The organism is Exiguobacterium marinum DSM 16307 (assembly GCF_000620845.1).
GTDB lineage: Bacteria > Bacillota > Bacilli > Exiguobacteriales > Exiguobacteriaceae > Exiguobacterium > Exiguobacterium marinum.
The window spans coordinates 12,621-33,333 of the sequence record NZ_JHZT01000004.1 but is presented as its reverse complement, the minus strand read 5'-3'; the positions used below and the strand labels follow the sequence as shown (position 1 = coordinate 33,333).

At 50.3% G+C, this 20,713-nt stretch carries 23 protein-coding genes; 19 read left to right on the top strand and 4 right to left on the bottom strand.

All coding sequences use genetic code 11. The features are described from left to right. Positions 1-211 precede the first annotated feature (211 nt). The 18 genes from P400_RS14685 (at position 212) to P400_RS14635 (ending at position 16,079) form a co-directional block, all read left to right on the top strand. A complete protein-coding gene (locus tag P400_RS14685; protein ID WP_021065836.1) occupies positions 212-394 on the top strand; it encodes a hypothetical protein in 183 nt (60 codons plus the stop codon). Positions 395-406: 12 nt separating this feature from the next. Then, positions 407-631: a hypothetical protein gene (locus tag P400_RS14680; RefSeq protein ID WP_012390467.1), complete on the top strand. Its 225-nt coding sequence runs from the start codon at positions 407-409 to the stop codon at positions 629-631. A 66-nt stretch (positions 632-697) separates the two neighbouring features. Then, positions 698-1,798: a hypothetical protein gene (locus P400_RS0100185; protein ID WP_026824339.1), complete on the top strand. Its 1,101-nt coding sequence runs from the start codon at positions 698-700 to the stop codon at positions 1,796-1,798. Positions 1,799-1,812: 14 nt separating this feature from the next. Further along, positions 1,813-4,176, top strand: coding sequence for a VirD4-like conjugal transfer protein, CD1115 family (locus P400_RS14675; protein WP_161634141.1), 2,364 nt, complete (start codon positions 1,813-1,815; stop codon positions 4,174-4,176). Between the two features lie 16 nt (positions 4,177-4,192). Beyond that, positions 4,193-4,435 (top strand): hypothetical protein, encoded by a 243-nt coding sequence (locus P400_RS0100175; RefSeq protein ID WP_012390470.1) that lies wholly within the window; start codon positions 4,193-4,195, stop codon positions 4,433-4,435. 16 nt (positions 4,436-4,451) lie between these two features. Beyond that, a complete protein-coding gene (locus P400_RS0100170) occupies positions 4,452-4,868 on the top strand; it encodes a hypothetical protein (RefSeq protein WP_026824338.1) in 417 nt (138 codons plus the stop codon). A 15-nt stretch (positions 4,869-4,883) separates the two neighbouring features. Further along, positions 4,884-6,842 (top strand): pLS20_p028 family conjugation system transmembrane protein, encoded by a 1,959-nt coding sequence (locus P400_RS15275; RefSeq protein ID WP_051545908.1) that lies wholly within the window; start codon positions 4,884-4,886, stop codon positions 6,840-6,842. 6 nt (positions 6,843-6,848) lie between these two features. Then, positions 6,849-7,148 carry a DUF5592 family protein gene (locus tag P400_RS0100160; RefSeq protein ID WP_026824337.1) on the top strand — a complete coding sequence of 100 codons (300 nt, stop codon included), beginning with the start codon at positions 6,849-6,851 and terminating at the stop codon, positions 7,146-7,148. Position 7,149: 1 nt separating this feature from the next. Then, positions 7,150-7,770, top strand: coding sequence for a hypothetical protein (locus P400_RS14665; RefSeq protein WP_051545907.1), 621 nt, complete (start codon positions 7,150-7,152; stop codon positions 7,768-7,770). 17 nt (positions 7,771-7,787) lie between these two features. After that, entirely contained in the window at positions 7,788-9,740 is a 1,953-nt protein-coding gene (locus tag P400_RS0100150; protein WP_026824336.1) for a VirB4 family type IV secretion system protein, read from the top strand. Next, entirely contained in the window at positions 9,740-10,846 is a 1,107-nt protein-coding gene (locus tag P400_RS15425) for a lysozyme family protein (protein ID WP_084483541.1), read from the top strand. Before P400_RS0100150 ends, P400_RS15425 begins: the two co-directional genes overlap by 1 nt. Before the next feature lie 30 nt (positions 10,847-10,876). Further along, positions 10,877-11,455, top strand: a complete 579-nt coding sequence (locus P400_RS15265) for a hypothetical protein (protein ID WP_026824335.1) — start codon at positions 10,877-10,879, stop codon at positions 11,453-11,455. Beyond that, complete coding sequence (locus P400_RS14650; protein ID WP_026824334.1) at positions 11,456-12,295, top strand: hypothetical protein; 840 nt, start codon at positions 11,456-11,458, stop codon at positions 12,293-12,295. Positions 12,296-12,487: 192 nt separating this feature from the next. Next, complete coding sequence (locus tag P400_RS14645; RefSeq protein ID WP_034770548.1) at positions 12,488-12,739, top strand: hypothetical protein; 252 nt, start codon at positions 12,488-12,490, stop codon at positions 12,737-12,739. Continuing rightward, positions 12,732-13,886: a MobP2 family relaxase gene (mobP2, locus tag P400_RS0100120; protein WP_026824333.1), complete on the top strand. Its 1,155-nt coding sequence runs from the start codon at positions 12,732-12,734 to the stop codon at positions 13,884-13,886. Before P400_RS14645 ends, mobP2 begins: the two co-directional genes overlap by 8 nt. Before the next feature lie 9 nt (positions 13,887-13,895). After that, positions 13,896-14,345, top strand: coding sequence for a hypothetical protein (locus P400_RS15260; protein WP_051545906.1), 450 nt, complete (start codon positions 13,896-13,898; stop codon positions 14,343-14,345). A gap of 5 nt (positions 14,346-14,350) precedes the next feature. Then, on the top strand, positions 14,351-14,638 hold the full coding sequence (locus P400_RS0100110; protein ID WP_026824332.1) for a hypothetical protein: 288 nt from the start codon (positions 14,351-14,353) through the stop codon (positions 14,636-14,638). 4 nt (positions 14,639-14,642) lie between these two features. After that, positions 14,643-16,079 carry an ArdC-like ssDNA-binding domain-containing protein gene (locus tag P400_RS14635; RefSeq protein ID WP_051545905.1) on the top strand — a complete coding sequence of 479 codons (1,437 nt, stop codon included), beginning with the start codon at positions 14,643-14,645 and terminating at the stop codon, positions 16,077-16,079. Positions 16,080-16,151: 72 nt separating this feature from the next. Here the strand turns inward: P400_RS14635 and P400_RS0100100 are convergent, their stop codons facing one another. Genes P400_RS0100100 through P400_RS0100090 form a run of 3 tightly spaced genes read right to left on the bottom strand, consistent with a single transcriptional unit; the run spans position 16,152 to position 18,911 of the window. Beyond that, positions 16,152-17,843, bottom strand: coding sequence for a hypothetical protein (locus P400_RS0100100; protein ID WP_026824331.1), 1,692 nt, complete (start codon positions 17,841-17,843; stop codon positions 16,152-16,154). A 4-nt stretch (positions 17,844-17,847) separates the two neighbouring features. After that, complete coding sequence (locus P400_RS0100095) at positions 17,848-18,072, bottom strand: DUF3006 domain-containing protein (protein ID WP_026824330.1); 225 nt, start codon at positions 18,070-18,072, stop codon at positions 17,848-17,850. Next, the gene (locus P400_RS0100090) at positions 18,069-18,911 is read right to left on the bottom strand and encodes a ComEC/Rec2 family competence protein (RefSeq protein WP_026824329.1); all 843 of its coding nucleotides are present in this window, start codon (positions 18,909-18,911) and stop codon (positions 18,069-18,071) included. Before P400_RS0100090 ends, P400_RS0100095 begins: the two co-directional genes overlap by 4 nt. Positions 18,912-19,255: 344 nt before the next feature. Here P400_RS0100090 and P400_RS0100085 point away from each other — a divergent pair, with 344 nt between their 5' ends. Further along, positions 19,256-19,996 (top strand): hypothetical protein, encoded by a 741-nt coding sequence (locus P400_RS0100085; RefSeq protein WP_026824328.1) that lies wholly within the window; start codon positions 19,256-19,258, stop codon positions 19,994-19,996. A 331-nt stretch (positions 19,997-20,327) separates the two neighbouring features. On the opposite strand, the gene P400_RS0100080 is transcribed toward P400_RS0100085, so the two are convergent. Next, a complete protein-coding gene (locus P400_RS0100080) occupies positions 20,328-20,711 on the bottom strand; it encodes a hypothetical protein (protein WP_026824327.1) in 384 nt (127 codons plus the stop codon). Positions 20,712-20,713 lie beyond the last annotated feature (2 nt).

Genomic DNA, 20,713 nt, shown 5'->3' with positions numbered 1-20,713 from the left:
ATCTACGCACAGATGGTTCGGCGAGAGTCGCCTAAAACTCGCCACAAGGTCACCTCATCGTTCCGGGTCATCGAAAAACCCTGTACAGCTTCTCATCTCAGCGAGGAGCAGAGTTCGTGGGGGAACGGCTAGAAACCCACCGCACCGAATCCGACTGTCCTTAATGATGTGCTGCTGCACATCAAGAGATCAAGGGAAGGAAGTGTGTACTGTGGCATCAAAAGAACAGAAACAGAACCGTAGCTTCGCTGAGAAACTCTTACGCATCCGTGGGAAGGACTATGAGGAGTGGCTCGACGAGCAACATCAACAAGTCATCCAGGACAACCAGGAACTCATTTTGGAGGCGCTCGAAGCGAAACTCAGCTTCAAGTCACCGGCGCACCAGGACTAAGGAGGGAACGACATGGGACTCAATGAGACAGGACTCAGCTTGCTTCAGTTCTTCCAAGGACTCGCCGTCATCGCCGCAGCCATCGCTTTCGCCATCGGGGGCTTCTACTTCATCTTCGGCGGGGACCGCGGACGCTCGAAGGCCGTCGGCTGGCTTGTCGGGGGCGCCGTCGGTCTGATCATCGTCATGGGCGCGTTCACGCTCGCCGAGATGGTCGACCAGAATATCAAATTCTAATGCAAATTCACGCAGCGTTCCAATCGGAAGGCTTTTTTTGTTACTTGAAACGAGAGGAGGAAGGAGATGCTGTTTGTACGATTCACCGACGTCCCGGACACACGGATCCAGAACTATGAGCGGTTTACTTTCGCCGAGGCCGTCGTCGCGACACATGACCTGCATCATGCGCTCAGTAGCGAAGGGACGAGCTGTTCCGGTGACTTCCGGCTCTTCGACCAGAAAGACGAACTGCTATATCGGGGGACGTTCACGTTCGGGACCGGAGGGACCTATCCGAACCTGTATCATCAAGTGCAGGACCGGGTGCAACGGATTCGAACGAAGAAGGAGGACAACGCGAAGAAGATGTGGCTCCTCGACGAGATTGAGACTGAGACCCCGGACGACTATAAGCGCCAATCCGTTAGACAAATCACGACTGTCTCGTCGACCTATCAGTCACGCTTGAACCGCCTGCAACGCCGCCTCATCTACGGGGCGGCCACAGCCGGGATTCTCTTCACATCGTTGTTCACTGCCACCCAATGGTTTATCGATAAAGAGGCGCACGCTGAGCAGGTAACCGGGGGCGAACAGGTGTGGCTAGATGCTTACGACCAAGCGCTCCAAGGTGAGGAAGCCTCATTAATCAATTTACTGGAACGAAAAGATCGGTCCGAGGAAGAGGATGCCCTATTGATCGACCTCTATCTGGCGGAAGGAAAAGACCAGAAGGCGCTCGAGCTCACGGATGACCCCATCCTGATCGAGACGAAGCTGGTCGGGCTAGAGTTATCCGATAAGGAAAAATTGGAACGGCTCCAGGACTTCCAAGCGTCACACCCCACCGATGAGGGCGTGTTCGATATTGCCGCACTAGAACGGGACCATGAAACCGTGGCCAAGACGGATGACGTGGAATGGACCGCTCCTCGCATCTCGGCAAAAGTGACCGCCTATCTCTATCTTGGAGATATCGAGTCCGCAAAGGGGTGGGCGTCTAAGACGAACGACACTGCCGTACAAGAAAAAGTGGACAACTATCAAGACAGCATGGCCGCAATCGACAAACTGAACGAGAAACTGAAGAAAACCTCTAGCAAGGACACTTCGGCCCGTGAGAAGATTCAAGCCGCTATCGCTGCAGAAGAAGTTAAACTGCAAACGATTCTTTATTCCGATTAAGGTAGGTGAAATAATTGAGAACTTTGTCTCGATCACTACGATTTCCGATACGTTTGATCTTCCCCGCCCTGTTCTGCCTGTTGGTGTTGCCGGTCGGGATTTTTTATCTGCTGAACGGGGTCTTCAATATCATTCGACAAATCATGACCCCAATCGTACAAGACGGGCTGTTGTCCGGAGCGACGATCCCGGCGCTCTCACCCTCCCTGTTTGTGGAGGTGAGTCTTCCTTCTTCGACCGTCTTGATCGGGCTGATCGTGTCCAGTCTGTTCATCGGAATGGTCGTGTTCGGCAAGGTATGGCTGAACTTCCGGGATCTGCGGAAGAATCAGAAAGGGAGCGCCCGCTTCACCTCGTTCGATGAATTGAAACAACAGTACCGTCGCGTCCCGGACCGGAAGAAGCGCTATGACGGATTGGGCGGTGTCCCCGTCGGACGGGTCAAGAATGAGCTGTTCATCGATGACTCGCCCGTCAACAACCTCGTCATCGGGACGACCCGGTCCGGGAAGGGCGAGACGTTCGTCTTCTCGACGATCGACCTGTACAGCCGGGCGCGTGACCAGGCGAGTTTGATCATCAACGACCCGAAAGGTGAGCTTTTCGCCGCTTCGAAGGAGACGCTCGAGCAACGCGGCTATCAGGTCGAGGTGTTGAACCTGATGAACCCGCTCCAATCGATGTCGTACAACCTGTTGCAACTGACGATCGACGCATTTCTCGAGGAGAACTATTCGCTCGCCCAACAATATGCGCGCTCGGTCGCGTTCATGTTGTACCATGACCCGAAGGCGCGGGACCCGTTCTGGGCCAACTCGTCAATCGACCTGTGTACGGCGCTCATCCTCGGACTTTGCGAGGAGTCGAAGGACACGCCGGAGAAGATCAACATGTACAACGTCGCGCTCATGCTCTCGGACCTCGGCTCACGAATGGTCGTGACGCGACAAGGACAGGAAATCTCCGCGCTAGACGAGTTCTTTCAACGGTTCCCGGAGAACCATCCGGCCCGGCTCCAGTTCGCGACGCTCCACTTCTCGGGTGGTCAGACACGAGCGAGTATTTTAGCCAATACCAATGCGAAACTCGGGATCTTCACGTTGAACGGGACCGGGAAACTGACGTCGATGAACTCGCTCGACATGCGACGCATCGGATTCAACCGCTGGATCAGTGGACGGACTGAACCTTTGACACGGATCACGTTCAAATTCCCAGATGGGACAACCCATGCGCTCACGACCGATGACGATGGCAGCTTCATCGTGTATCATACGTCGTCGCTTCAATCTGGAAACACCGTTCAAATCTCGACCGACTCAAGCACTGCGACGATCCAACTAGAAGCGCATGACGAGGAGAGTGGGAGGTTCCACTACGCCATCGACGGTGCCATCCAAATCCGTGAGGTGATGCATCAACTCCAACCTGTGGCGGTGTTCCTGATTGTCCCGGACTATGACCCGACATTCAACGTCATCGCATCCCTTTATATCAAACAGGTGTACACGGCGCTCGCCCGGGTCGCCTCGCAGACTATACAAGGCAAATGCGAGCGTCAGGTCGTCTTCTTACTCGATGAATTCGGCAACATGCCGCCGATTGAGGGCATGGCCAACATCATCACCGTCTGTCTCGGGCGCAACATGCGCTTCAATCTCGTCATCCAAGCCTATTCCCAACTCGAGAACCTATACGGAGAGGATTGGAAGACGATCGACGGCAACTGTGGGAACACGCACTATCTCTTGACCGCGGACGAGTCGACCGCCGAACTGATCTCGAAGAAGCTCGGTGAGGCGACCATCGTCACGAAATCGCGGTCCGGTCAAACGTTCTCGTTCAAGAAATCGAAAACGGAGAACGTGGACGGTCGTCGGCTCATGACAGCGACCGAGGTCATGGGACTCAAAGAAGGCGAGATGCTCATCATCCGTGTCACCAAACGTCAGGACATGAAGAAGCGACGCATCCAGTCGTATCCAATCTTCCTGAGCGGCAAGACGGCGATGAAGTACCGCTACGAATACCTGGCGGACGACTTTGACACGGACCGCTCGCTGCATGATATCGACATCCCCTGCCGTCACGCCGGTCTCGACTTCGAGCAAATCCGTGTCCGTTTCGCGAAGAAGGAAGACAAGACGGATAGCAACGCGCCATCGAATCAGAAAGACACGTCCTTGACGGTACGTGACGTGCTTCAGGACAGCATCCTCCGTTCGATGTTCGAAGGGCATGACATCGGTGGGATGTCCCTCCCCGAGTTCGAGACGAACCTGAACCTAGGAGTTTACGACGTCACCGACAGCCAGAAGAGCTTTTTGAGCACAATGATTGCGAAACGACTCGAGAAACTGAAGCAAGGCACACCGTAGAGAGGAGGCCGAACCCATGGCCGAGAGTGCGAGAGAGAAGCGAATCCAGAACGAATTGCGTGTCGTCGCGAGGATCATCGAGACGCAGCGCGTCCGCCTCGAGCGGGGCGACGTGCTCAACATTCAGACGACCGATGGCTTTCTGACCGTCTATCAGGACGACACCTCAGACACCCCGAAAACTGTTACACTAATAGATAAGTTCGACTTCCGCGTCAACCTGAAAGTCGCGGATCTATTGAAGGGGAAAATCGTCTGACGGAGGGGTAAACGTTATGAGGAAACTACTTGCGGGTACTTTAGGAATCAGCTTGTTTTTACTTGGAGCTTGCTCAAATTCCAATGAGTCTTTGGTTCAACGTGATATTGAACACGTTGAGAAGGTCATGACAGCCGAAGAGGATGATTATTTGCTGATTGTAAAAGAAGAAGATGGTGAATTCGAAGAGTTCGTTGAATTCGTAAAAGAGGTAGCGAACGAAGAGAGTCAACAAGTCACGCTCTATAATACGTTTCAGCCAGATGGCGAAGAACTTGTCGATCGTGGTAACTTTGAATACACTGACGAACTAAAAGGTGCCGTTCTATACTCGATTCAAGATGGAAACGTCACAGATGAAATCAATGTTGGAATGTTGACGGCGGATAATTACAAACAACAGTTAGCAGACTTCTTTACTAGGACTCAGTAGATTGGGGGTCTTTCAATGGCTGATTCCGATTTAATCACCAAATTACAGGAATACGAAGATGTACTCCAAATAAGTAGTATGGTCAATGACGCACTGCGCTCAATGGGATGGATTCTTGTCAGAGGACTATCAGTCTTGATTGACGGCCTTGAATCAATCACGAATCAAATCCTATTAACCAATACATTCTTCAATAATGACCAAGTGGTTGAATTCGTTCTTACGATTCAACCTTTTTTGTATGTTCTTTTAGCAGGAAGCTTCTTGCTCACTGGGTACTTGTTGATTTTTCAAAAGAAATTTGAACGTGAGAGTTTTTTGATCAACCTGTTCATCACACTATTAATCTTAGGTTTACTTTCACCAACTATGAGCCAAATTCAGGAGTTCTCTGATGAAGCAATCGCAGAAATCGGGACAGATTCGCTTTATGACGGGGAAGCCTCATTATCTGAGAGTATCTTAAAACGGAATGTACATGATTTGATTGAGCACGATTCGAAAAATTTTGATGCTGCTACAGGAGAATCATTAAATGCCATTCCGACTGAGTTGATTGATAATATCCGAATCAATGAGATTTTCGACAAGAACAACTATGACTTATCGGCAACCGGAAACAAATTGGCCGAGTCCTACATTCTATGGAACGGAAAAGAGACAAGTCTCGGTAAACTCGACCAAGGTGGCGTTGAGTGGAACAACCAGTATTACTACCGCTATCAGCCGAACTGGTTGACTATCTTCGTGACGCTCGGGATCATGGGCTTCACGTTATTCTCGATCGCCTACAAACTGGCGCGTCTCTCGTTCGAGCTTGCCTTCAACTATGTCCTGGCGATTCTCGTCGCACCGGCCGACCTGCACAGTGGTCAAAAGACGAAGAAGGTCATCCAAAGTATTCTAAACACGTTCCTCGTGATCATCTTGATTTTTGTCTCCATCAAGCTATACACAATCGGGACCGCCTATCTCGCGGAGACGTTGGACGGATTCGCCTATCTGATCGCCCTTATCGCCTTCTCGGTCGCTTTGATCGATGGGCCGAACATGGTCGAGCGGCTGTTCGGGATCGATGCCGGGCTCAAACGGGGCTGGGGTGTCGCGCTCGGCGCCTATGCCGCCGGGAAAGGTGTGACCTCGGTCGGTGCCCACGCGGTCTCGAAGGTCGCGCGTGCCGCACAAGGCGCACCAAAGATGCCCTCACTCCATGAGGCCGCGACGACGCGGATGGATTCAAACACCGTGCCTCAGAATGGCTCACTGCCTAATGTGGCAACACAAGCTTCACAACGGATGGATGCCGAGAGACACATTGATCCAGACAATGTCGCTCAAGAGAATCAAACCGCAAGTCGCACGCAGACCGACAAAGAGAAACCGACAAATCCGAAGGACGTTGCGCAACCAATCAGTGGTCAAGAATCAGAACCGGAATCGCAAGACTCTACACACCTAAAAGAAACGTCAGAGCGTACTTCGTCTCCAGAATCGATTCATGCGACGAACCCTGAATCAAATACCGAACGTAGGCCAGACCATCAAACAACATCATCGGAGACATCAAGACCGGAGTCGATTCACGATCATTCAAGTTCTGGTCATTCTCCAAGCCCTAGTACGTCGCCTATCAAACAGGTCACTGGGTCCATCGATACCGCATCCGGACCTGACAATCGTCAAAGCGAATCGGTAGCCGGAGAAGCCCCGATGTCACCGACGCAACAAAAAACACAACATTCAAACGACTCATCTACGTCATCTGCACCGGATTCAAATGACACGGTATCAGAGAAGCGTCAAGGCCGCGCCAGACGAACTATCCATCAGGACACCGTGATTGATGTTGAGACTGAGGTCATCGAACAGGTGCGCGAGAATCAGATGCACCGTCACACGCAGAACCATGAAGAGACGCGACGAATCTACCCGACCTCGCCACCAAAATCTGACAACACGAAGAAGAAGGAGTGATGACCCATGCGCAACTATCGGATCCCGAACGAGGTCACGACCGAACTGAAGATCAACAAGATGCTCTATCTTCATGACTTCCTGTTCCTCGTCGGGCTCATCGTGCTCCGGCTCGTGACGCTCCCGTTCATCCCGTCCGTGCTACACATCCCGTTCACGGTCTTCCTCATCATCTTCGGGCTGTTCATGGTACTCCGGCCGGCCACGAACCCGCAGAAGCGGATGGTCCATGCGCTCTACTACGCGCTCATCAAACGCAAAGACACCTATCTCGCGCTCGATGCGCAGACGAAAGGACGTGAGTGAAATGGCTTTCATTGAAGATACGCTAAGGGAACCGAGACGCACAGGCACCTGGCTCGACGAACATGACGTGGTCGAGAAACAGAAGGTCAAAGATAAGGTCGTAGTCAAACCGACGGTCGCCGAACTGATGCCAGTCGTCGACATCACCGGGACCGAGGCGTTTGAAATGCGCGACGGGACCTATCTTGACATGGTCCAGCTCACCTCAAAGGACATCTACTCCTTGAATGAGGAGGAAAAAGACCATGACGTGTTCTCCCTCGCCTATCTTCTGCAAGCGTACACGCACCCGCTCAAGGTCGTGCCACTGAATACACCGCTCAGTCTCGAGCGGCAGAAAATCAGCATCGAACGACAGATTCGACAAAATCAGACACCGGCCTACCTGCCCTTTCTATTGAAGAAGAAACAGGAACTTGAATACCTCGAGGAGCATCGCACCAATCGCGATTATCTCCTCTTTTTTTATGCCGACGACGAGCGGACGTTACGGGAGCGGAAGACACACCTCTATAAACTGCTCCGCCGCTCAAACCCGATGCGCGAGCTGACACTCGACCAGAAGGTACATGTGCTCTATCAGCTGAACAACCCGAATACGAAACCGCAACTCGACGCCTGAAGAAAGGAGTGACGTGCATGTGGCAGCGCCTGCGTGAACGACTGTCCAAACAACAGGACCCGGAGACCGTCAAGATCGAGAAAGGCTATAACCCCGACGTCATCGCCAAGATCCAGCCGCAAGGCGGCATTCGATTCGAGGCCAACTTCGTCCGGCTCGGTGACGGCTACCTGTCCTGTCTCCATGTCTATAAATATCAGTCGCTCGTCTATGACTACTGGCTCGAACCCATCTTAAACATGCCGAGCGTTTTGACGACGCTCGACATCGGGACGGCCGACAAGCGCGAGATCATCCAAACCATCAACAAGTCGATGGCCGAACAGAACACGCGCTTCGAAAACGCGAAGGACAACATCGACCGCATCGACGCACGGGAAACATACAAAGAACTGAACGAGCTCTACGAACAGATCACCCAGGGCGAGACGATGAAATATCTGCATCTTCGCCTTTATGTGAAGGCGAAGACGCTCGACACGCTCGAGGTGAAAGTACAGGAAGTGATGGAAGAACTCGAGGCTCGGAACTTCCGCTCGACGATCTTCCTGAACGAACAGGAATGGGAATGGCAGAGCCTGTTTACGAGCTATGATCAACAACAAAAGCTCCCGAACCGGCGCCGAGGGAAAGAGATCCCGTCCCTTTCCATCGCCGGCGGCTACCCGTTCCACTTCACGTCGCTCCAGGACGCGACCGGCACGTATTACGGGACGACTGATACGAACGGTAGCGTCATCTTCGACCTGTTCCATAAGGATAAACAGCGCAAGTTCTATAACGCACTCATGATTGGCAAGATGGGGTCCGGGAAGTCGACGCTCCTCAAGAAGACCGTGCTCGATCAGGCAATCAAAGGCAACAAGATCCGCATCCTCGACGTCACGGGCGAGTTCTCCGACCTCGTGCGTCAGCTCGGCGGGAAAGAAATCGCGCTCGACGGGTCGGCCGGGCTCATCAACCCGCTCCATGTCTATAAGACGGTGACGAACAACGACGGCAGCGCCAACGAGGCGCTCTCGTTCATGCAGCATCTGTCGAAGATGGCCGTGTTCTATCACTACATCAACCCGGCGGCGACACAGGAAGAGACGAACGAGTTCGAGATCCTGCTCCGGGACTTGTACGTTCGGCACGGGCTCTGGGACGAACAGGGCGAACTGCCGATCACGACGCATCCGGCGAACCGGTACCCGACGTTCTCCGATTTCTTGAAACTCGTGCGTCGCGAGCTCTACACGGACGACACACGCACCTCGCTCAAGGAGGCCATCAGTCCGAACCGGGTGCAACGTCTCGAGAACATCGAACTCGCTGTCACGAACCTCGTCCATAACTATGGCAACATCTTCGACGGACACTCCTCGATCGACCGGTTCGATGAGGAACTCATCGTGTCGTTCCCGCTAAGAAACCTGACGAGCCTCAGAGACGAGGTGTTCCAGGCGCAGGTGTTCTCGCTCATGAACATGCTGTGGGACGGGATGATCGCCAACGGCTCGAGTCAACTGAAGGCCTATAACCAGGGCGTGCTCCGGACCGAGGAGGCATGCAAGTACCTCATCGTCATCGACGAGGCGCACCACTTGATCAACACGCGCGACATCGCCCAACCGGCCATCCTGTATCTGCAACGTTGTATGCGCGAGGCGCGCAAGTATTTCGGCGGCATCTTCTTCGTGTCGCACTTGATCACCGACTTCGTGCCGGCCGGATCGAAGTCCGAGAACGCCGAGAACGTCAAGTCGCTCTTCCAATTGACGCAATACAAGATTATCGGCGAGCAGGACGCGGAGAGCATCCCAATCATCCAGACGGTGTTTGATGGCCAACTCTCAAACTCCGAGATGCGCATCATCCCCTCGCTCGAGACGGGGCGTGTCGTCCTCAGCATCTCCGGCGTGCAGAACCTCATCTTTGACGTCGATGTCGCACCCGAGGAGCTCGCCTTGTTCGGTGGAGGTGCCTGATGTGGGCGGCCGCGAAACGGACCGCTCACTTTGCCATCACAGCGAAATGGCAGCTCGCGACGCTCAAGTGGCGACTCATCCTGCTCGGCATCGCGGCACTCGTCTTGTTCCTTGTCATCCTCGTCGTCGGCATCCTCGACACGCTCACGGGTGTCCAGAACGAACTACCGACCGACGTCACGTTCGACACGGCGGGCGGTCTTCAAGTGAGCGACCAGGTGCTCCAATATCGAGCCTTGGTCGAATCGGAACTGTCGAAGCACGGACTGGCCGAACAGACGAACCTCGTACTCGCGCTCATGATGCAGGAGAGTGGCGGACGCGGGAACGACCCGATGCAGGCGAGCGAATCGAAGTGTGGACGGATCGGGTGCATCACCTCCCCCGAGGAGAGCATCGGCTACGGCGTCGAACATTTCGCCTCCGTATTCGAACGGGCGAACCGCGACGTGCAGCTCACGCTACAGAGCTACAACTTCGGCGGCGGCTTCATCGATTACGTCCAGAAGAACGGCGGACGCTACTCGAAAGAACTCGCCATCTCGTTCTCGCAGATGATGTACCAACGTGTGAAACACACCGGCATTTATCGTTGTCATCGCCCGAGCGCGGTCCAGCATGGTGCCTGTTATGGGGACATCGAATACGTCGACGCGGTGCTGAAATATCTTGCGCCGGTCGCCGTCGCCGACGGGGTCATCACGAAAGAACTGTTGTCGGGGTTACGTTCCCCGCTCGCCATCCCGCTCAACGTGACATCGCGTTTCGGATGGCGCGTCGTCTTCGGACAACGGGACAACCACACCGGGATCGACTTCAGTTGCACCCCGTCCGACACGATCCACGCGGTCAAGAGTGGCACCGTCATCTATAGTGGGGACCGTGGACCGTACGGCAATCTCGTCCAGGTCCGGCACGACAACTACATCACGGCGTACGCGCACCTGAGTCGTCTCGGCGTCCAGACCGGGCAACCGATCAACGCTGGGCAAGCGCTCGGGTACTGCGGCACGACCGGCCGATCGAGCGGGAACCACTTGCATTTCGAAATCAAGACGAGCGAATGGTCCGGACATATCGACCCCGCACCGGTCTTCGGATTTTGAGTCATGGATGTATGGAAAGGAGGAGGAGGAATGAACTTCACCGCACGTCACCTCGCGTATCTGTTCGGGGTACTGCTTCTGATTTCACTCGCGGCGAACGCCTTTTTCTATCAACAAGTGACGGCTGTCACGAGTATTTCAGACCCTAGTGAGACGAAACATGAGAGCGTCACTCCCTCTGAATCGGAAACCTCCGAGGATACGCCGTCAGACACTGCACCAGTCGTCGCTTCGACGGAGATGGAACGAATGGAAGAGCTGGTGACACGCGCGACACGCTTCGTCGAGTATGCCTTCACCATCACGAAAGACAGTTACACGACCCAGAAACGACAAGCGAAAGATGTCATGTCAGAGGAACTTGCGGCCACGCTCTTCGGTGCGGACGGCAGTGACGTCGGCACGTTCGAGACGAACGTCCGCGACATCGAGGTGTTCCCTTCTGCCTCCGGAGAAGATTGTCTCGTCCGGTTCGAACAAGATCTGTTGATCACCGAGACGGGTTATGAAGAGACGACGCAAGAACTGTTGGCATTGACGTTCGAGTCCATCGACGGACATTTGATCGTCACCGAGATGGACGACCTGACAGCGGAAGGAGGGATCTAGATGCGACGGCAAACGCGACGACGCCTCACCCAGAACGTCTCCCGGTTCTACCTCGGACTCGGCATATTCTTCGTCATCGGCTTTCTCTTCTTCGGCACCTCGTCGTTCTTCTTTGCTGAAGAGGCACCGGTCAATCAGACGCCGATCAACGAGACAATCCGGCTCTCGAACGGGGAGACTGTGACGCTCCATGCCTGGAGTTATGACACGGAAATGCGGACGATGCGCATCCGACTTACACTCGATGAGACACCAGGTAACACGAACGATCATCTCTTCCGTTACGTCTATAAGGCACGTCCGGATTCCGAGAAGGAAGTTGTGTTGCTCCACGACCGGAGCGACCAGTACGTGCTCGAATTGAAAGACGTGCCGAACGACTTTGACCAACTTGCCGTCCGAATCTACGGATTGGATGAGTCACAATCAATCGATGCACTCACACCCAAGGAACGAGAGAACAGTCTTTTGACGTCCCTCTATGCCGACCGTCGGACCATCGAACAGGCGAACCACACCTCATCTGACGAGACAACTTTCACGAGACTATTCGTCGAGGATGAGCTCACGGAGACCGAACGCCAGTTAGAAAAAGCGCAGCAGTCAGTCGAAGCGCAGCGGCAACAGATCACACGGATCGACCGTGACAAAGAGGAACTCGAAGAAGAACTTCCCTACCTCTCGCTCGACGAACAGGTCGAACAGGAGAACGAGATTTTTGACATCGGCCGGAAGCGTGACGAGCTAACACTTGAACTCGAGAAGCTCGAACAGTCGGTCGTAGCGCTCGAAGAAAAGCACGACAAATTGCGCGTCCGGCTCCGGGAACTGTCGATTTAAGTGGCACATTTCGTGCCAAATCGCTGGTTTCACCGGTACATTTCGTGCCGTTTTCGGACTTTTGGTGATATCACGGAAACCCCAGGCTCTGCCTGGGCTATCACGACAAGTGATAGCAGTTTCCCCTTATGCTCTTTGAACGAACTTTTAGGATCTCAGCAATATACAGCCTCTAGAAAGGTGGTCAGGCAGATGGACCTTTTACTCCGCGACATCGACCCCGTCATCGTGAAGCAGATCGATGAATGGGCGAAGGAACACAACTGCTCCCGGCAACAATATTTGAAAGAACTGCTCGCGTCCTGGTGCGCGAACGGAATCCAATCGACGCAGGTCGAGCGGCTCGAACGACAGCTCGAGGCGAACACGCTATACCTGAAACGGAGCACGGACGAACTCGCCGCAGTGACCCGTTTGTTAAACGAGGTGATGCAGGATGCGTGAGACGCCGGGTGTCGTCATCAAGTCGAAGTTCAAGGTGCCGAGCACGAAAAAGAAGTCGCGTCGCTACACGACATACCTCGATTACATCAATCGACCGGACGCGAAAGACAGCCACGATCAGTTCGAGACGTATCACGACTATATGGAAGACGAGACGAAGTCGAGCGGTCTGTTCACACGCGAGGACGACCGGTTGAGCGACGAGAAGCGCCGTGCCGTCCGCGACATCTTCAAGCATGCGCAAGCGAACGGAAGCATCCTCTGGCAAGACGTCATCTCGTTCGACAACGCTTGGCTACGCGAGACCGGTGTGCTCCACGACGACCTCGTCGACGAGAAACGATTGATCCAGGCGACGCGGAACGCGGTCGATTCGATGCTCCAAAAAGAAAAGATGGTCCACGCCTACTGGACCGGTGCCGTGCATTACAACACCGATAATATCCACGTGCATGTCGCCATCGTCGAGACGAGCCACATGCGCGAGCGTGGCAAACGAAAACCAAAATCGATCGAGCTGATGAAGTCGAAGGTCATCCATTCCCTCGCCGACCGGACGAAAGAACAGGAGAAGCTGAACGCGTTCATAAGAGACGAACTGGTCGCCCATAAACGGAACCGGAAAATTCCGACGCTGCCGAACCGTGTCCTGCATCCCGAGCTCGTCCGTCAATTCAAGGACATCTATGAGCGGTTGCCGGAAGACAAACGACAGTGGCGCTACAACATGAACGGGATGCAGCCGCTCCGGGAATCACTCGACCGTCTGACCGATCACTATATCGATATTCACTTCAAATCAGAGTTCCAGGCTTTCAACGAGCGGCTCGAACAGGAAGTGTCGTTCCATCGTCGCAGCTACGGCGACACGGAGAAGGCTGAGCGTTATAGGACGACGAAACGACAGGACCTATACACCCGGATGGGGAATGCCATCCTCTCCGAGATGCGCGACTTGTCAAAAGAACAGGCGACAGTTGAGAAAAATGAAGCTCGCAAACATCCAGTCCGACGTGCATTCAACCAACAAAAGATATTCAACGAATCACTCTATCGAATCGAGCGGCATATGAACGACGAATTCGAACATTTGAAGAATCAACGTGCTTTCGAACAGCTGGAACAAGACATCGAATATGGAAAGTGAGGGAGGACGATGGAAAAGTTGAGACAGATCCGCCTTCGGTTGAAACCGGAGACGGTCGTGTATTTGGAGGAGTTCGCCGACGACAAACGCTTCGGTCATCTCGGCCAGGTCATCGACCATATCGCAGACGAGCATAGACAAGTGGCCGACGAGAAATGGGACATGCAGTTCCTCACCCGCTCAATCAGCACTCAGGTTGCATTTCATATCGAGAAGTTGATAAACGAGCAAGTGTCCACGGAACTTGAACGCATTCGACTCGCAGCGAACCGCTCCGACCGTCAAGGACAGATCCTGACAGAGCTTCTGCAGGCGCTCATGCAGACTGAGGGCATCGAGGACATCATGACGACGGACCAATTCAAGCCGACGTTCCTCGCGACGACGGAACGTGTCGTCCAGGAACGCATCGAGCACCAAAAACAGAAGAAGGACACATTAACTTTTGAGAGAGGATGAACCTTATGCAACCACTTGAACGTCCCTTCACGATGGGACAATTGTTGACACTTCAATTTGATACCGTCACGGTCCTCATCTATGGAAAGCGGTACGACATCCCGGTGTCCGTTTCCGAGCACCAACTTTTGACCAACATCGTGCAAGACGAGATCGTCTTGCTTCCCGTCAATTTCGAGCGGACACGACTGTTACTCGACATCCCGGAAACGGCGCCACAATTCGAACGTGAACTGAACGAATTTACGGATACTGAAGAATCTGTCACCGACTTGTTGAAGGAAGGAGTCTGACACGATGACCAAGATGAAGACGAACGAAGAACGGAAGGCCGAGCTTGAAGCCTTGACCGAGCAGATGGGGAAACAGATCGACAGCTACTTCGAGAGTCCGGAGAAAATCCGGGAACATCTACAGTTCCTCGGTAAGTTCCATCAATACTCGATGCGGAACGCGGTCTTAATTGAGTCCCAGTTCCCCGGCGCGGTCGCGGTCGGCTCTTATCTGTTCTGGGAGAAACAAGGCGCACAGGTACAAAAAGGTGAGCGTGGCATCAAGGTATTCGTCCCGAACCCGGTGACGTACGCCCTTCACAAGGATGAGTGGGTGCCGCTCAGCAAGGCACCGAAGCCAATCAAAGACGGCGTGAAACAAGGACGCATCCCGTCACGTAAGATGATGTACTTCAAAATCGGTCACGTGTTCGAGTACACGCAGACCGACGCGCGAGAGAAAGGAATTGAGGTCTCGGACATCTTCAAACGGTATCACCGGGACGGCGGGCTCGAGAACGAACAAGACATCCGTGACGCCTTGATGACGCTCGCGGATGCCCGGAATGTGACGCTATTGGATGAACCGCTCGACGAGATCGGGACGGCGAAGGGTTGTTATTATCCGGAATTGCATGCGATCGCCTTGAACCCGCGGAACAAATCGATTGAGGACATTAGCGTCCTGATCCACGAGCTCGCCCACGCAGAGCTACACAACCAAGAGCGGAACCTCAAACGTGATCAACCACTTACCACGCCTGAGAAGGAATTCCAAGCCGAGATGGTCGCCTATGTCGTCTCGCATCAGCTCAGGTTTCCGACGGACGACTTTTCCCTGTCTTACTTGGTCGGTTGGACGAAAGATAAAGAGCTCCTCGACAAGGAACAACTGTTGCATGAGGTCCATCAGACATCCTCAACCTTTCTTAATCATATCGAGTCACACTTAGAAAAGGTACGCGCGTTGGAGCAAGAAAAGGAACAGACTCCACTTGAATATATCGAGCAACTAGATCGGCGTATGGGATGGAAAGACTCCGACCTAACACTCTACGAACGGGTTCACGCCGTACAAAGTGTGTTTCCCGAAGAAGTAGAATCCTATCTAAATGCAAAAGCGACCCTCGAAACGAACCTGATGATGGATCGCGTCGATGAGCCGCTTATGTATATTCATGGTAAGGGACTTGGGTTTCAACAGTTCGGTATTGCAAATAGTCATGACTTCAATGAAGATGCACTCGTTGCCTACACTGTCGCGCTACCCACTCAACCTTTGATTAGTGGTCACTTCGACCCTGAAAGAACCGTGCATCCTTTACATGATTTAGAAAAGAACAATAAGGTTGAAAAACCAACCCTCAAAAATCTTGAAGATAGTTGGCATAATGTGTTGCTCGAAGAAGAAAAAAAACTTTCATCAAGAACTGCATTGTTAAATATAGAACGATTAATTTAATGAATTAAACTGAGCTATCGATTCTGTCGGGCTCAGTTTAATGTCTACTTCTATTAAGGCTAAGCTTAAATGTTATTCTGCTTCAAATCTCTCATTACAAATTTCGCAAAGACCCATGGCACTTAAGTCATTAGTATATGTTTCACATCTAATGCACTGATCCATTTCTTGCTCATGTCCACAAGTAGCACATTTTCCAAATTCCAAGAACTCTTCATAAATAGAAACCGTATGCTCTCCGCACTCTTCACATGCAAAATCACCTACAACTTTTGGTCCGTCATCAACCATCTCACTTCTTTTCCAGTCTGAAAGTTCACCTAATTTATTTGGGAAATAAGACTCGATAAATTCTTCGATTTTTTCAATCACTTTATCAAAATCTATACCAGATAATTCACTGTCACTCTCCGGCATATAATTACCTTGTTCCTCATTAAAATAATAATAACCATTCCTATAGGATATAGTGTAAGCCTCCAATTCTTGCAATTCACCTTCATGATTCTCTATAAACAATCTTACACAAGCATTACTTTCTCCTCCATTAGATTCATCAATATTAAAGTCATCTGGAGCGAGGACTAATGAATATTCGTCAGAAATCCGACTATTAATAGTCAGGAAAGTATTTATATAACTTCCTTGATATTCGGAAATCTCAGAAATTTTAAGGTCTAATCTGAAATAAAATGTATCATGAACCGCTTCTATCAAACTATTAATTTCTTCCTCAAATATAGCTGAAATTTCATCTGTACCACGTATATTTATCCCAGATTCTAATTCAGCGACATAAGATTCGTAATCCATTTGCAACTGCCTCAACTTCTCTTGTTCTTCAGAAGATTTATCAGTTCTATTAAATTGCTTATTAGCTTTAATTATTTGTTTTGAAACCTCTTCAATATTGTTTGTTATTGTATGATAGGCTTCTAAATCAATTAGTTTATTGTGCGCTATATGATTTCTATTTTTACTTAATTCATCCCAAAGAGAAATAAAATCCTCTTCAAAGTATTTACTGAATATATCTTTCCAAAGATCAACCTCTACTTGGAATTGATCATTTAGAATTTTATTCTTTAGCTTTATCAAATCATTTGTATCATTTGATTTTAACCATTCTTCTATTTTCGAGTCGTAACTAGGGACCCATTTTTTTTGCTTGTACACCATAATATCTTTGAGATGATCTGTGTCAATTGATAATAAATTTGAATCTACATTTCTATATAAAGGTGCAATTAAACGATATGGTCCTTGCCGAGTATTTGAGGTATTTGCAATCTTGTTATCAACATAGTTTTCCCACCATTTCACTCCCAATTTTCTAGTCATTAGAATATTGATAAAATTCCTTAAGTCATTCTCTACTTTGTAAGTTTTTGCATATAATTCTTCAGCAAAATGTTGCGATTGGCGATCTTCTAACCATATACATTCTTTCCAGGTGCCTCTAAACAGTTGTTTTAGCTCTTTTTTTATTGAGTAGATAGTTGAAAAATTATCTGACGACTGTTCATCATAAGATATTTGAATATTCATTTCTTTTGTGTCATTAAATGTAGCTAGTTCTATATAGATATTACACACATCTATTATTTCATGATCTGATGTCTCAAAAATATTAAACCCTAAATACTCTTCGTCTCCAATATCACGAAATGATATACGCTGGTTATTTAATAAATCTATGATTGTTTTTTCAATCTGTTTTCTTTCAATCTCACCTTTTGAATCTATAAATACAAATCTAATCATATATTCAGTCCTCCCAAAGCTCACTCATTAACTCATCAATTTCTTTCGATAATCGTTGCTTTTCCTCAACGTCCACTTCAACTCGCCCATCTTCGTAAAACCAAAGCACGTCACCAAGTTTAATCGAATGAGGGAGTCGTGACTTCGGAATATCCTCCATCACTTCTCCGAACTCGACCACAGCCAAGTCCCCTTCAAACCGATCAATGATTCCTCGCCACCGCTTCATTTTGATTTTTTCACGGTATAGCTCGAACCGTTCCCCGTGATGATGATTGTGCCGTTCTTATCAGTACGTAACGTTGTCGCCTTTACTCGCTTCAAGTTCGTCACGACTTCCGATGTCGGATGACCGTAACTGTTTTTTCCAACGCTTAGAATGGCATACTTCGGTTTCACCACATTCAAGAACGTGCTGCTTGTTGATGTCTTGGCTCCGTGATGCCCCACCTTGAGAACGTCAGCACGGAGTGTCTGTTTCTTCGACATCATGTCTTTTTCTGCTACATGTTCTGCGTCACCGGTGAACAGGAATGTATTCTTTTTATATGTGACATGAAGGACCGCACTCCAGTTGTTCAAGTCACTGTTCGAGTAGGATTTGACTGGGCCGACAAACTTCGCACTCACACCTTTGATTGGGAGTGATACGCCCATTTGAGCGGTTTTGATTGTCTTACCCTCTCGTTTGACGGCTTTAAGGAAGTCTTTATAAGCCTGGGTCGTATGCTTCACTTTTGGCGCGTAGACGTTCTCGACACGATAGGCATCTAGAATCTCATCCAATCCACCGATATGGTCCGCATCCGGATGCGTCGAGATCAATACCTCGATATCATCCACTTTTTGCTTCTTGAGATAGGCGACGATGGCATCGCCCTTTCCTTTATTCCCGCCGTCGATGATAACGTCCTCACCGCTCGGCATCTTGATATAGATAGCGTCACCCTGCCCGATGTCGATGTAATGGACTTTGATACTTGAAGCTGCAGATACTTCACCATATGGCGATACCAATAGCGCTCCACTAAATAGAACGGCACTCCCGATCTTGATCAATTTATTCATCCTCTATCACCTCTTATGAATTTATTGTAAAATTATTCAACATAGTCTCATTATAATCGGATTTTAACCATATTTCTTTAACATTTCACATGGAACCTTGTATAAAAAGAACACAGGTTTCTTTTATGCATATTTAGCTATTTTAGAGAATTGATAATGATCATAATCAGTTCAATAGCCTCTAAAACTTACGACGACATACCTAATCACCTGATCTAGCCCTCTCATAACAAAAAATACATTACATACATAAGGAAGCAGTTATCATTTAAACGATTAGATCACTTAAAAAACTAATACTAAATAAGGTGCTTACCAGCACGTTTGAATAGGAGATGTTGTTTATGGCTTATACACGTGAAGAAAAGATGAGAGCATTATCCAGATGCAAGAATTGCCTCACCCAAGCTCGTGCACCTAAAATCAGCGAACGTGTTGTCGCGCGAACATATACCCATCAATCCATTTCGCACCTAAACACCTATACAGTTCAAGACGTACGCTGGGGACAAATTCAAGTGAAAAATGACAAGAATGAACCTACCTGGGTAGCCGCAAACGTGTTCTTCTTTGAAGACGATATACCTGAAGCACTCGCTTCTCTAGCACGTCGTGAAATCCGTCGACATAACCGAGGGAATCGAGAGTACACGCAAGTCAATGTAATAAGCAAAATACAAACTGTCGAAGTACTGTTGTATGTAGATGAGTCAGAATTTAAAATTTCACATGGCCACAGTAATTTAGAGATTAGACATGATTTAGACGATGGCACCAACTATTTTGCTGAACTTCCATCCTTCTCATATACGACCAAAATGTTGGATGCACTCGCTAGTTACGTAATATTTGACGATGACCTCAATGCTTCTAGCGATATCAAACTCACAATTCAGTTGCCTCTGGAGCGGTATGCTACATCCGATGCACTTGCCAATGCTATCCTGCAGGCAAAGAAAACAATATTGGATAGTCTACCTGATGCGCTTCATGAGCTCGAATCGGTTATTGATCCTGACGATATATACAATATCGAACGATTTACTAATCTGAAGCAAAATATCCCGACCTTCATCCGCTTTTAATAGCATCAAATAAGCATTTTAAGATGTCGGGTACTTAGGAAAACATCGAAAAAAGAAATTTACAGTGAGGTTTAGATCATTAAATGATCTAAGTCAAAATCATTTATAAAAAACACCATTCGGCCGAATGGTGTTCCTCGCGTGACGTTAGACACGCCCCAGTTTTTGGTTTTGACCTTGCTCTTACGCTCCGTGCCTCCCGTTAGAAAGGGCCAGGAACATAGAGATGCGGCTTATGAGCCAGCAGCTCTTGTTATCGGGCCGTCAGGGAGGCAGCGGTGCGATGAGCGACTTCGCCATCAGGCGCTAGACGCTCACGCATGAGCCCGAATCACCACTCCTTCTCCCATGCCCTGTCTTCAGACACGCCCCAATCCTCAAATCGATACTTGGTGAGCCAATGGACATGCATCACCTCATATTCGAATACACCTTTGGATAGCTCTGAGACGACGAAACTGACGTCCCCCTTCGCCACCACCCATGTCCCATATAGATATACGCTCTTGATCGGACACTCTTCCGCATCCAGATAGATCACCACGCGGAAGTAAGGCGAGTTCCGTTCTTCATCGAACCGGACGACCTTCTCGACGCAATGTTCCCTGTCGACGACACGTAGCCACTCGGGATGTTCCATCAGTTCCGAGAACACGGTCCGGACGAATGGATCCAATCCATCGAACGCATAGTCATCAAGTAGCCGCTCGTCCACCA

Bases quoted from the DNA above. Each gene is read 5' to 3' on its own strand.
- P400_RS14680 (WP_012390467.1), top strand. From the start codon at position 407: ATGGGACTCAATGAGACAGGACTCAGCTTGCTTCAGTTCTTCCAAGGA.
- P400_RS0100185 (WP_026824339.1), top strand. From the start codon at position 698: ATGCTGTTTGTACGATTCACCGACGTCCCGGACACACGGATCCAGAAC.
- P400_RS0100175 (WP_012390470.1), top strand. From the start codon at position 4,193: ATGGCCGAGAGTGCGAGAGAGAAGCGAATCCAGAACGAATTGCGTGTC.
- P400_RS0100170 (WP_026824338.1), top strand. From the start codon at position 4,452: ATGAGGAAACTACTTGCGGGTACTTTAGGAATCAGCTTGTTTTTACTT.
- P400_RS15275 (WP_051545908.1), top strand. From the start codon at position 4,884: ATGGCTGATTCCGATTTAATCACCAAATTACAGGAATACGAAGATGTA.
- P400_RS0100160 (WP_026824337.1), top strand. From the start codon at position 6,849: ATGCGCAACTATCGGATCCCGAACGAGGTCACGACCGAACTGAAGATC.
- P400_RS14665 (WP_051545907.1), top strand. From the start codon at position 7,150: ATGGCTTTCATTGAAGATACGCTAAGGGAACCGAGACGCACAGGCACC.
- P400_RS0100150 (WP_026824336.1), top strand. From the start codon at position 7,788: ATGTGGCAGCGCCTGCGTGAACGACTGTCCAAACAACAGGACCCGGAG.
- P400_RS15425 (WP_084483541.1), top strand. From the start codon at position 9,740: ATGTGGGCGGCCGCGAAACGGACCGCTCACTTTGCCATCACAGCGAAA.
- P400_RS15265 (WP_026824335.1), top strand. From the start codon at position 10,877: ATGAACTTCACCGCACGTCACCTCGCGTATCTGTTCGGGGTACTGCTT.
- P400_RS14650 (WP_026824334.1), top strand. From the start codon at position 11,456: ATGCGACGGCAAACGCGACGACGCCTCACCCAGAACGTCTCCCGGTTC.
- P400_RS14645 (WP_034770548.1), top strand. From the start codon at position 12,488: ATGGACCTTTTACTCCGCGACATCGACCCCGTCATCGTGAAGCAGATC.
- mobP2 (WP_026824333.1), top strand. From the start codon at position 12,732: ATGCGTGAGACGCCGGGTGTCGTCATCAAGTCGAAGTTCAAGGTGCCG.
- P400_RS15260 (WP_051545906.1), top strand. From the start codon at position 13,896: ATGGAAAAGTTGAGACAGATCCGCCTTCGGTTGAAACCGGAGACGGTC.
- P400_RS0100110 (WP_026824332.1), top strand. From the start codon at position 14,351: ATGCAACCACTTGAACGTCCCTTCACGATGGGACAATTGTTGACACTT.
- P400_RS14635 (WP_051545905.1), top strand. From the start codon at position 14,643: ATGACCAAGATGAAGACGAACGAAGAACGGAAGGCCGAGCTTGAAGCC.
- P400_RS0100100 (WP_026824331.1), bottom strand. From the start codon at position 17,843: ATGATTAGATTTGTATTTATAGATTCAAAAGGTGAGATTGAAAGAAAA.
- P400_RS0100095 (WP_026824330.1), bottom strand. From the start codon at position 18,072: ATGAAGCGGTGGCGAGGAATCATTGATCGGTTTGAAGGGGACTTGGCT.
- P400_RS0100090 (WP_026824329.1), bottom strand. From the start codon at position 18,911: ATGAATAAATTGATCAAGATCGGGAGTGCCGTTCTATTTAGTGGAGCG.
- P400_RS0100085 (WP_026824328.1), top strand. From the start codon at position 19,256: ATGGCTTATACACGTGAAGAAAAGATGAGAGCATTATCCAGATGCAAG.